Here is a 12,295-nt window from a genome sequence, read left to right on the forward strand (position 1 = left end):
TCAGTCCTCCGGCGCATCGGGCCGTTCCTCTTCCGGCCGATAGGATAGCCCACCGGCCCGCTGGCGCCGCACCGCGTCCCACCAGCGCGGCCGGTCGTGACGCCGTTCACGCACCTGCAGCCCGTCCGCGCCCACCCACACCCGCAGCGCACCGCTGGACTGCGTATCCAGCAGTTCGCTGCCGCGGGCGCGCCAGCGTGCGACCACCGGCGCCCGCGGATGACCGAAGCGGTTGCCGGCGCCGCTGGAGTTGAGCACCAGCCGGGGAGACGTGGCGGCGACGAAGGTCGGATCGGACGAACCGGCGCTGCCGTGATGCGGCAGCACCACCACGTCCGCACGCAGCGATGCCGCGTCGCGATGCACCAGCCCGCGTTCGACGATGGCGCCGATATCGCCGGGCAACAGCAGGCTGCCGTGCGCCGTTTCCACCTTCAGCACGCAGCTGGCCTCGTTGCCCAGGTAGGGGAAGTAGCGCCCTGGATGCAGGAACCGGAAACGCACCCCGTCCCACGTCCAGGCGGCGCCGGCCACGCAGGGCGCCCGCGCCGGCACCCCACTGCCCAGCGGCGACAGCACGGTACGCACCGACAGGCTGTCGCGCACCGCATCCACCCCGCCCGCATGGTCGTTGTCGCCATGACTGACCACCAGGGCGTGCAAGTGCGTCACGCCCAGCGCTCTCAGGGCCGGCACGACGGCCCGTTCGCCGGCATCGAATCCGTCCTCGACCGCCGGGCCGGCATCGAACAGCAACGCATGGCGCGAGGTACGCACCAGCGCCGACAACCCCTGCCCCACGTCGATCACCACCAGTTCCACCTCGCCCGCGCGCGGCCGCTCGCGATCCGGCCACACCAGCGGCAGCCACAGCAGCACGGCCAATGCCTTGCCCGACACGCCGCGCGGCATCAGCAGCCAGAACCCACCGGCCAGCGCCAGCCACAGCGTCCAGGCCGGACTTTCGGGCAACCAGTGCAGGGCGTGGGGATGGGCGGCCACGACCTCGAAGAGGCGCCAGGTGGGCCCGAAACACGCGGCCGCGGCCTGCCACGCCCACGCGCCTGCCCCCGCATGAACCGTATCCAGTGCCGTTCCCAGCAAGGCCAACGGAACAACCACCAGACTCCACCACGGGATCGCCACCAGATTCGCCACCGGCCCTGCTAGCGACGTCTGCCCGAACAGCACCGCCGTGAACGGCAGCAGGCCTATCGTGGCCACCGCCCGCGCGGGCAGGAACGCCTTCGCCCAATGCATCGACGCAGGCAGGCACCAGGCCAGCCAGGCCACGCCGCCGAAGCTGAGCCAGAACCCGGCCGCCAGCAGCGACAACGGGTCGAACACCAGGACGGCCAGCATCGCCAGCGCGAGCACGTCCACGAGGCGCACATGGCGGCGCGCCAGACGGGCCAGCACCACCACGGCGATCATCAGCACCGTGCGCACCGTCGGCAACGCGAACCCGGCGGCGGTGGCATAGGCCACCGCGCCTGCCAACGCCATCGCGCCGGCCACCTGCGGACGTGGCACCCATCGGGCGAGCGCCGGGAACAGCCACCACAGTCCGGTCCCGATCAGGGCGCAGCCGCCTGCCACCAGCCCCACATGGAATCCGGAGATCGCGATGAGATGTGTCAGGCCCGTGGCGCGCAGGACCTGCCAGTCCGCATCGTCCAGTGCCCGCGTGTCGCCCAGTGCCAGGGCGCGCACGAAGCGGGCCGCGTCGCTGCGTACTTCCCGCGCGATGCGATGGGACATGGCATCGCGCCAGGCGTCGATCCCGCGTGGCGGCGCGAGCTCTCGCGCCAGCGCGGCATTGCGGAGGTAACCGGTCGCCGCGATACGCAGCGCCAACGCATGGCGTTCGGCATCCATCCCGCCCGGATTGGCCAATCCCCGCGGCGCACGCACGCGCACCTGCAGCCGCCAGCGTTCGCCCGCACCCAGCCGTGTGCGGGGACCGGCCACCTCGGCACCGAAGTCGTCGTACCACGCCAGCCGGACCAGTTTCCCGCGCAGCGGCGCCGGCTGTGTGTCGGCATCGTCCACCCGCAGCAGGAAGCGCGTGCGCCGGGCCTGCGGTTCCGGCAAGCCCACCACGCGTCCACTGACGATGACATCGCGCCCCTCCCAGGCGAGCGGCAACTGCGCACTGAAGCTCCACGTGGCATGCAGGCCAGCCCAGGCCCCCCCCGCCAGCATCGCCCCCGTCCAACGCCAACGTGCGCCTGCGCACCAGCCACCTATCCCTGCGACCAGCCCGACCCACAGAACGGCGACCGGAGGCAGTACAGGAGACCACAGCAGAGCCACCATGCCCAGCAAGACCGCTGCGGTACATGTCAGGCCGAAAGGCGGCAGCGGATATCGTGCCGGACGGGCGGCGGCCGTCATGTCAGCGGTCTAGCGGACTGAGCACCGCGCCCGCGCCGCGGTTCAGGACATGGGTGTAGATCTGGGTGGTGGCGACGTCCTTGTGCCCCAGCAGTTCCTGCACGGTGCGAATGTCGTAGCCTGCTTCGATGAGATGGGTGGCGAAGGAATGGCGCAGCGTATGCGCCGTCACCGGCTTGTTGATGCCCGCGGCAAGCTGCGCACGCTTCAGCGCCCGCGACAGCATCGCCTCGTCCAGGTGATGCCGCCGCCACCGGCCATCGCGCGGGTTCAGGCTCAAGTTCCGCGCAGGGAACACGTACTGCCACCCGAGTTCCCTTGACGCCTTGGGATACTTGCGCGACAGCGCATGCGGCAGCCACACCTCGCCCGCGCCCCGCCCGAGATCGCACTGGTGCAGGACGTGTACGCGCTCCACCTCCGCCTGCAACGCCGGCACCAGCGACGCCGGCAACACGGTCCGGCGATCCTTGCCGCCCTTGCCCTCCCGCACCGTGATCTCGTTGCGGGCGAAATCCACGTCCTTCACCCGCAGGCGGACGCCTTCCATCAGCCGCATCCCGGTGCCGTACAGCAGCCGCGCCAGCACCGCCATGCGCCCCTCCATGTTGGCCAGCAACGTGCGCACTTCGGTTCGCGACAGGACCGTGGGAATACGCCGCGGCCGCTTGGCGCGTACCACGTCGTCCATCCAGGCCAGCTTCATGCCCAGCACGTCGCGATAGAGGAACAGGATGGCCGACAGGGCCTGGTTCTGGGTGCTGGCCGCCACGTGCCCCTCCACCGCCAGACCGGTCAGGAACGCCTCGACGTGCGTCGCCCCCAACTCACGGGGATGACGTGTCCCATTGGCCAGGATGAACCGTCGTATCCATCCCAGATATGCCCGCTCGGTACGCAAGCTGTAGTGACCGACCCGCAAACGCCGGACAACGTCCTCCAACAAGCGCCCACGTACCCCGCCCTCGCCCGCCTCCGATACCGCCCCGACCTTCGGCTGATATTCCATGACCGCCGCATTCCCTGCGAATAACGCCCCCACGCTCGCACCCGCCGGCAACACCCGCCATCAGGCAAGGCACTGAACTCGCATAGGAAAACCCCGATTGACGCCCACCGGCACGACCTGAATACTCGGCGCTATTACCCCTTTTTGGGGTCTACTAGGTGTTATACGGCAGGGCGGAATCAGATCCCTTTGGCATGGGCAAGGTCTGACATCACTGCGCGCCGCTTTCCGATTGTCAGCCGCTTCGCTCACCTGCTACAAAAGCGGCGCAACCGGCGCGCCACAAGCCGGGGCTTGCGGTGCTCCGGTCAGCCGCTTTTACCGGGCGCTTCCGCGGAGGGGTTTCAGGTAGCAGGCATGGCCAGGAGTGACGCTCCGCATTGCAGGCATCCGGACCGCTGCCGCATAACTAGTCGTTCAACCGGAACCCGCATCGGGGCCCGCGTCTTCGGCAGGGATCCGGCTATCATCGGCGTCGGAGCGGACCCATGGCGGGTCCGGTCAACTCAGGTGTTAGGCCTTGATGGAAACCTTCGTGGGCATCGTATTCCTGCTTTCCGCGCTCGCGGTGCTGCCTGCATTCGCGGCATCCATCCATTGCTCTAGCCGCTTAAACAGCTACCTGCGGCAAAGGCACCCGAGCACCTGGGCCAAGATCGCGCCAGACTCACTCTCCGAGCCCTCCCTTTCCGCTCCGGCGACCAGATTCGTCACACAGCGTGCCTATCGAGAGATCGACGACGCTCATCTCAATGCGCTAGGAGATAGCTGTTTTCGGCTACTCTACGTTGCGGCCACAATCTTCTTGGTCTTCGTGCTTTCCGGGCTGACTTATGGTGCACTCAAGACCTAACAATTCATTCAAGCCGAACCCGCTTCGCGGGTCGGCTTAATTCAGGTGTTAGACCTGCCATGAGAGAAATCTACAGCTCAGTGGTTTTTTCTCTCGGCATCGCGCTGTGCGCGTGCGCTGCGGCTGCGCCGCTCCCACGCTGCTCATCCGAGCTTGCCCCTACAGCTACGGTTGTACCTAGGCTGCCACCCCGGCTACACAACGAGTTTTCTGGCAAAGCCCAAGTCGCCTTTGTCATTCGGCCTAACGGGCATGTGCAATCCCCAGTCATTGTCTCTGCGGAGTGGCAACCGATCGGACGCAGTCGCGGCAAGCCAGTTGGCTACAACGACGCCATTCTTTCTGCTGTAGCAGAGTGGCGCTATCCGTTGCGAGAGCAAGCCTGCCGCCACCAGGTTCCGGTAGAGTTTCACTTTGAGGGCTCCAGCCCCACGGCTGGCAGGTCTAACAATTCATTCAAGCCGAACCCGCTTCGCGGGTCGGCTTAATTCTGGTGTTATGCGTGGGTAGGTGTGTTGGTGTTGTCGGCTTCGGTGATGTGCTGGATGCCGCCACGCCATCGACTTCGGCGTTGATCGGCCACTGATCTGTCCGACTCACTCGCGCTCCCCGGCTTCGCTTCAATCGGCTTCGGACGCACCTTGTTCGCGCCGCTCGGCACAAGGACGGCTTCATGACTTTCGGATTGGCGGCGCTCTCGACTTCGGCCTTTGATGGCCTCGACCTGCTCCGTGCTTGCGGATGCTTTGTCCGTGCTCCCCACTCTGCCCGCCCGGTTGCGGACCATCGGCTTCGGGTTTACCTTGGCGCGCATAACAGTTCGTCCAAGCCGAACCCGCTTCGCGGGTCGGCTTAACTCAGGTGTTAGACCTTATGAGAGCTTGCCGACTTGTTACGCTTCTGATCATTGCGGCAAGTGCTAGTGCACAGGCCCATCAAGACAGGCAGATCGACATCAAGCAGGACGGCAGGCTTGAGGGCCTTCCCGACGCTTATGCCCCTGCAAAGCTAAACGTAAACTTCAAAAGGACACCTGAGAACTCCTATATTGAGTCTATAGAGCTTAGTGTTTCTGGTGTCAACACCGTGGTTCCGTCTTGCGCATCTGCAATCATCGCGTCTCGCTCGATGAGTGAAGTCAGAGCATCAGCTTCTTGGTACCACACCAGATCGACACTTCCGCCTTACCTCAATGTTTCGTTCTTCGATCCTGGAGTAGATCCCGGATCATGGCCGGCTCCAAAGTTCAGCCTCCTTTTCAATCTTGAGACGTCCAAACTCATATCAGTGGTTGTACATGTTGCGCGTAAAAATCCTACAAGCGAACAAATGCTGCCAATTGATCTTTCTTCCAGATGCCCCAAAGAACAGCTGGATATCTTCTATGCCCCTCTGGATCGGCTATCCGCTCAGGTCTAACAGTTCGTTCAAGCCGACGCCGCTTCGCGGCGCGGCTTAACTCAGGCGTTAGCGGGCATGAGCAAACACTTCCGCCAGTCATTGATTGCCGTAACTTGCCTGCTTACTTCTGGTTGCTTCTGGGAGACAACCGACGCTTCTTACTCAACAGCCAAAGAAGTCATTGATAGCGGCTACTTGGAGAAAGGATGGATTCCCCGCTGGCTGCCTTCGGACGCCATCAATCTCCAGGAGACCCACAACATTGACTCAAATGCCAGTGAGTTGTCTTTCTCAATCCCTAGTAGAGACTCGCTGTCGCTTCCAGAAAGCTGCATTCCGACAGATTTCAAAGGCACCGTCCCGGCTTACATCCAGCGCCGCTGGTGGCCAAACGAAAAGGAGCTCCGCGAGTCTTATGCTTTCTATAAATGCCCGGCCGATGCAACAGACTTTACGTTCGTTGGTGTCAGGGCAGATGGACAGCGGGTGCTTCACTGGCGCACTTATGCCCGCTAACAATTCATTCAAGCCGACGCCGCTTCGCGGCGCGGCTTAATTCAGGTGTTAGCCCCCATGCGAGCAATCATTGCGTTCCTACTTTTAGTTGCCTTTTCTCCTGGAGCTTCTGCCAAGTGCGCGACGCAACTATTCCTTGTTACAGGGGTGGCTCTTGATTCTGATGGTGCCCCTGTGTCCGGCGCCTTGGTCGGAGCATCATGGCTGGCCCACTCCGTACCGGGTGGGCCAGCCATGTCTTTGACCGATCGCAACGGGAAATACTCGATACCGGTCTGGTTCGACACTTACTCTGGGCACTCGCTTCTATGGGGCGACGAGTGCGATGAAACGCTTAGCCAAGTTTCAGTTTCCGCCTACACCAGCACTGAGTACTCTTTACCATTGCTCGTTCCTATCAGTAACGCACAACAAGTCACTGTCCCCGCTCTCATGATTGAGTATCCGATTCGCCGTGAGCCAATTTGGTAGATCGTGTGTGGGGGCTAACAATTCATTCAAGCCGAACCCGCTTCGCGGGCCGGCTTAATTCCGGTGTTATGCGTGGGTAAGTGTGTTGGTGTTGTCGGCTTCGGTAATGTGCTGGATTCCGCTCCGACGCTGGCTTCGGCGTTGATCGGTCGCTGACGCAGCCGGGCTGGTCTCATCACACGGCTTCGCTTCAGTAGGCTTCGGACGTATCGCGTTCGCGCCGCTCGGCAAAGGATGGCTTCATGGCTTGCGGATTGGCGGCGCTCCTGGCTTCGGTCTTTGCTGGCCTCGACCTGCTCCGTGCTGACGGAGGCTTCTTCCGCGCCCCCTGTCTTCCCAGACCCGTTGCGGGCCCCTGGCTTCGGGTTTACCTTGGCGCGCATAACAGTTCGTTCAAGCCGAACGCGCTTCGCGGGTCGGCTTAACTCAGGTGTTAGGTGCCATGCAAGCCAATCGCAAGGTTATAAAATCAACGGCTGCTTGCTTGGTTGCCACTCTCGCCGGCTGCTCCAACGGCGTTTCATCACGCGCGATCGAGCAGGCCAGTGTTTTCGGCTCTGAGGAGATGGCCGCATATGAGGGCTCAATCAATCACCCGGCTCAAGTTCCTCTCGTAACGTTGAGTCGCGGCGCTAGTGTCAACGTTCTACACGATGCTTATGGCAAGGACTATTGGGCGTGCTACGTTCGCACAGCCAATGGAGTTGAAGGGTGGGTGCTTTGTACTTCGCTTGATTACAAGCGATCGACTGGCACCTAACAATTCATTCAAGCCGAACCCGCTTCGCGGGTCGGCTTAATTCAGGTGTTAGGCTGCACATGAGAAATCCGTACCAGCCTCCACAAGCGACGCCCTCAGCTGTCCCTCGAGCTTGGCGCTTCGGCCATTCGTTCACGGCGTTTGCTTCCGGACTAGTAGTGCCGCCTTTGATCCTCTACCTTACGGTTCGCCTTGTATTTCCCGACGCCCCGCTTGCCCGAGGCAATTCAATTTTCTGGGGAGCGGTCATCTTGGGGAGCATGCTGGCTGCGGTTGCGGTCTATCGGCATAAGCGCATTCCCCTGTGGCTCGCTGCGGCAGTCGGACCTACTATCGTTCTCGTGCTGGCCCTCGCGCCTGCGGTATGGTCAGAGGTGCTGGGTGCAGCCTAACAATTCATTCAAGCCGAACCCGCTTTGCGGGTCGGCTTAATTCTGGTGTTAGGCCTCAAGAGCAAGCACCATGAGATTTTCTGTCAGGGCAATCGGCTACTTGGTTTCCGCACTCGGCCTAGGTGTCGTGATCTTTGGTTTATTGGCCCTTGCTGATCCACAAGGCGTGCAGCTAGCCAATGACTCAGATCCTTTTGGGGCGCCACCTCAGACTGGCCAGCTATTACTTCACGTCGCAGTCGGCGTGGCCTTTTTGGCCCTCGGCATCTGGCTTGTCGCACGCAAGCCGCGGGTGTAGCTTGAGGCCTAACAATTCATTCAAGCCGAACCCGCTTCGCGGGTCGGCTTAATTCAGGCGTTAGGCCCTAATGGCAATCTTCAATGACACTCCGCCACTTCCTTTTCGGGCTGCCCTGAGCAAGTATCGCGTTCGTCTCGCTGCATTATTGCTCCAGCCAGTTGGGGCTCTAGTTCTGTCGTATCTTGTGCCCGCCTTGGCTTCGCACATTGCACTCGCTTGGCTCGGCGTTGCCGCGTCAGCTAACCTGTGGGTCGCCGCGGTCAGAGATGCACCTTTCAAGTACTGGGCCGTCGGGTGCGTGGCGTGGTTCGCCACCTCTGTTCTCTGCTTAGCGTTTATCCCAGGCGCCTCGGTTGGCGCCTAACAGTTCATTCAAGCCGAACCCGCTTCGCGGGTCGGCTTAATTCTGGCGTTATGCGTGGGTAGGTGTGTTGGTGTTGTCGGCTTCGGTGGTGCTGCGATTCCTGCCGCATCACAGACTTCGGCGTTGATCGGTCGCTGACCTGCCAGGTTCGCTCGCGCCTCCCGGCTTCGCTTCACTCGGCTTCGGACGCATTACGTTCGCGCCGCTCGGCACAAGGATGGCTTCATGGCTTACGGATTGGCGGCGCTGTTGGCTTCGGCCCTTGCTGGCCTCGACCTGCTCCGTGCCTTCGGATGCTTTGTCCGTGCTCCCCACTCTGCCCACCCCGTTGCGAGCTGCTGGCTTCGGGTTTACCTTGGCGCGCATAACAGTTCGTCCAAGCCGAACCCGCTTCGCGGGTCGGCTTAACTCAGGTGTTAGGCGCCGCATGAAAGTAGATCGCCTCACAAAGGCTCTGATAACTTTACCGACGCTCGCCTTGCTGTTGTCCTTTGCCGCTGGATTCATCATTGCTTCCCAGTCAACCCCCCGACATGCAGCTGTGCCGATCTTCTGGGCTGGCTTGCTGTACACGGGCATTGGCCTACCAGCTGCGTTTTCTGCGGCTCGTTTCATAAGTAGAAATCCTGATGCCCGCACGGGCGAGAATCGCTTCTATGTTTTGTTTGGACTATCACCGCCTGTGGGCTTCGCTATCGTGTTTATATGGACGGCGCTGCGGAACGGCGCCTAACAATTCATTCAAGCCGAACCCGCTTCGCGGGTCGGCTTAATTCAGGCGTTAGGCCGCAGGGAGAGACCGGTGCAAGTTGAGATAGTCGAGCTGAACGCCTGGACTGTCGCTGGTCGTTGGCATTTCGATCATTCGCCCCTTCGTGGCGAGATGTACGTGACCGCCATTTATTTCCACAGTAAGCACTCGGAGCTTGCCGTGGAGGGATGGCTCCCACTTAGGCCAAATGTCCGCCCCACTACAGTCACTCCAACCACAGACGGTTTGCTCGTTAACTGGCCGGACTCCTCACAGGCCCGGATATATTTCAAAAGAGTTGAGGGTGTTTATTGGGATGCTTTATCAGGTGTCGGACACACCGATGAGCAAATGGCCGCAATCCGGAGCGCGCTCGGTGCGGCCTAACAATTCATTCAAGCCGAACTTGTCCGCTGACGCGGCCAAGTCGGCTTAATTCCGGTGTTAGGCGGCAATGAACCTTCCCCATATCCTACGGAAGCTCTTCTCATCGCCGATCTTATTCGTTGCTCTTGGCTATTTAGCAGCGATTGCCTCGCTGCTGGCGCAAGACGCGGTGCTTCGAGGTGACCTGATTCCCGGCAGCACATCCAGTGACCTATTGGCAGTCACTATTGTGCCCCTCACCTTCTTTGGGCCCGCGATCGGAGCTGGTCTTGGAGTTCGCAACGTCTTAATTCGCCGGAGACTTGGGGAGAGCGCTCTTGGGCTGCTGGCATCATCGCCCCTTCTACTCCTGTGGGCTCTAGCACTTGTTCGGTCGATTCGCTATGGCATGCTTGCCGCCTAACAATTCATTCAAGCCGAACCCGCTTCGCGGGTCGGCTTAATTCTGGTGTTAGGCCGCATGAATCCATTGACCCCCGTAATCATTGCGTTGTATTGGGAGCAGCGTGCCGCATCTGTTGAAGAGGCCGCACAACAACTACTAGTAGCATTTCACGCTTTAGAGGATGCTGGCCTAGAGCGATGGTTCCAAAAAGCGCGCGCTCGTAGAGATGCAGAATCAACGGCTTTCACTCCTTCAGCTGACACAATTCTTGCACTGCTCAGAAATGGAGTGAATCGCAGAGACATTGATCGCAGCATCATTGCAGAGCTTGGATTCTCAATGAGCCTATGGTCAGGCGGCCAAGATGAAGCTGCCTACAGTCTTTCCACTCATATTGGGTGCGTATTGCCGCATGTAGGCAACAACTTTATTGTGCAGCTTCCAGCAACAGGACCATTCGCGCTACAGACAGATCTAGAGAAGACGAACTTACTATTTCATAGGCTCATTCAAGCACTTCGCCCAAAGCAAGGCATCGTTTGTGCTGCGGAAGAAATTGAATGGCATGACAATCTTCTGTCGCCAGACATCAGGTCGCTCGCTCGGTATACGCATGCGGCCTAACAATTCATTCAAGCCGAACCCGCTTCGCGGGTCGGCTTAATTCTGGTGTTAGGCCCCAATGGATGCTTCCAAGCTAGTCGCAGAGGAACTCGCCAAAGATCTACTTGGCTCCCATCTGGATAGATATAGAAAGATTCTTTCTAAGTACGACCCGGACAAAGCCGCGCCGGTCTTTGGGGCAGCTATTCGCGCTTTTCAGCACCTCGCACCCCAAGACCAAGCCGCAATAGCTGCATTTCTCGGAGTTGTCATCACTGACACAGCCTCCATAATCTTGGGGGTGATCGATGGATCGACTGGGGTGGACAACCTGGCTGGCGAGTTTCAGCTTTCCTATGAAGGCTCCTTGGTTTCCGGCAGCCTGCAAGATCATTTTTTAGCGGCCTCAGAGACTCGCTTTGGGGCCTAACAATTCATTCAAGCCGAACCCGCTTCGCGGGTCGGCTTAATTCTGGTGTTAGGCCCCATGACAAAGCTCAGCCACGAGATTGAAAAGATCGCACCGTATCGGGTTCCGAGTTCATCGGAGTGGACTTTGCTCCTGACGACCCAGCGCGGCCATTCTGGGTGTGGTCCGGTGTTGGTTACCACACGCACGCTGCGCGCATCTCTGCTGGTGAGCTTCTAGGCGATTGGCCCGAGCACTATGGCTTGGTTAAGACATGGCTTGGGCCAGTTCTCAGCCGCTTGGCTAGCGGTGCCCCGCTCGATCCCGCAGACGTACTATTGGCATACTCTGCTTATCACGGTAAAGAGGCTCCGGTTGCTAGTACTGGGGCCTAACAATTCATTCAAGCCGAACCCGCTTCGCGGGTCGGCTTAACTCAGGTGTTAGGCGGCTATGGAGAGTAGCGACGAGGCTAGTCTGAGAGACATTGCTGATAGGCTCTTGGCAAACGACTTCCATGCCTATATCAGACATGATGGCGCCACCCCTTTGCTCTTTGCGCTCGGTACCAAGAAGTCCCATTCCGTTGACTTCCGACGCATAGACAAGGCTTTAGTAATTGAGTACTGGTATGGACACCCGGACGATGATTTCATCTCAGAGCAGGTGGTACCCACATTTGAGGCGGCCTTTGGTCCCATCAGCGCATGGCTTGCCCGGGACGCCGCCTAACAAATCATTCAAGCCGAACCCGCTTCGCGGGTCGGCTTAATTCAGGTGTCAGGCGAAATGTCAAAGATAATCGCAGTAGTAGCGATGCTCCTTGCGTTCCTCACTGGCTGCGCCACAGATGCAACCGTGCGCACGCATGACAGTGAATTGGCCGGCACCTACTACAGCGGTGACGGCCTTGGCCGCTTGGTATACATCACCCTTCGCCCCGATGGGACCTTTGCTAGCGACTGGCAGGGTTGCTTGGGTGTCTACGGAGAGGCGACAGGCTCTTGGCAACTGCAGGGCGATCAGATCATCTTCAGCCCTGCTGCCGAGCGTGACGCTCTCGCAGGCTACTTGCGTCGGGCTACAACCATTCGGCATGACGGGCGAATTGGCTTTGCCCGTACTCAGGACGTGGCGCACGACAAGATTCGCCAGGACCTGGTCTTCTTTAAACAGGACGGCGGCGCTTACTAATGCCGCCTAGCACTTCTTTCAAGCCGAATCCGCTTCCCGGGCCGCTTAGCTCCGTTCGCGCCGGGGTGAGTGCGGACGACTGACGCATCGGACGGCTGACCA

Annotated in this window: 7 protein-coding genes; 5 read left to right on the forward strand and 2 right to left on the reverse strand. The window is 60.4% G+C overall.

Going from position 1 to position 12,295, the window contains the following annotated elements:
* Both CSC76_RS06060 and CSC76_RS06065 read right to left on the reverse strand, forming a co-directional pair.
* On the reverse strand, nt 1–2,397 hold the full coding sequence (locus tag CSC76_RS06060) for a DNA internalization-related competence protein ComEC/Rec2 (protein ID WP_162109183.1): 2,397 nt from the start codon (nt 2,395–2,397) through the stop codon (nt 1–3).
* A 1-nt stretch (nt 2,398) separates the two neighbouring features.
* Nucleotides 2,399–3,406: an integron integrase gene (locus tag CSC76_RS06065; protein ID WP_162109185.1), complete on the reverse strand. Its 1,008-nt coding sequence runs from the start codon at nt 3,404–3,406 to the stop codon at nt 2,399–2,401.
* A gap of 523 nt (nt 3,407–3,929) precedes the next feature.
* Here CSC76_RS06065 and CSC76_RS06070 point away from each other — a divergent pair.
* From CSC76_RS06070 to CSC76_RS06090, 5 genes are all read left to right on the forward strand, one after another.
* Nucleotides 3,930–4,259 (forward strand): hypothetical protein, encoded by a 330-nt coding sequence (locus tag CSC76_RS06070; protein ID WP_162109187.1) that lies wholly within the window; start codon nt 3,930–3,932, stop codon nt 4,257–4,259.
* A gap of 1,476 nt (nt 4,260–5,735) precedes the next feature.
* Nucleotides 5,736–6,176, forward strand: coding sequence for a YbbD-related protein (locus CSC76_RS06075; protein ID WP_162109189.1), 441 nt, complete (start codon nt 5,736–5,738; stop codon nt 6,174–6,176).
* A gap of 3,886 nt (nt 6,177–10,062) precedes the next feature.
* Nucleotides 10,063–10,611, forward strand: a complete 549-nt coding sequence (locus tag CSC76_RS06080; protein ID WP_162109191.1) for an Imm52 family immunity protein — start codon at nt 10,063–10,065, stop codon at nt 10,609–10,611.
* A 58-nt stretch (nt 10,612–10,669) separates the two neighbouring features.
* Nucleotides 10,670–11,020 (forward strand): hypothetical protein, encoded by a 351-nt coding sequence (locus tag CSC76_RS06085; RefSeq protein WP_162109192.1) that lies wholly within the window; start codon nt 10,670–10,672, stop codon nt 11,018–11,020.
* 768 nt (nt 11,021–11,788) lie between these two features.
* Nucleotides 11,789–12,193, forward strand: a complete 405-nt coding sequence (locus CSC76_RS06090; RefSeq protein WP_162109194.1) for a hypothetical protein — start codon at nt 11,789–11,791, stop codon at nt 12,191–12,193.
* The last annotated feature ends 102 nt before the right edge of the window (nt 12,194–12,295 follow it).

The organism is Pseudoxanthomonas mexicana (genome assembly GCF_010093385.1).
GTDB classification, from domain to species: Bacteria; Pseudomonadota; Gammaproteobacteria; order Xanthomonadales; family Xanthomonadaceae; genus Pseudoxanthomonas_A; species Pseudoxanthomonas_A mexicana.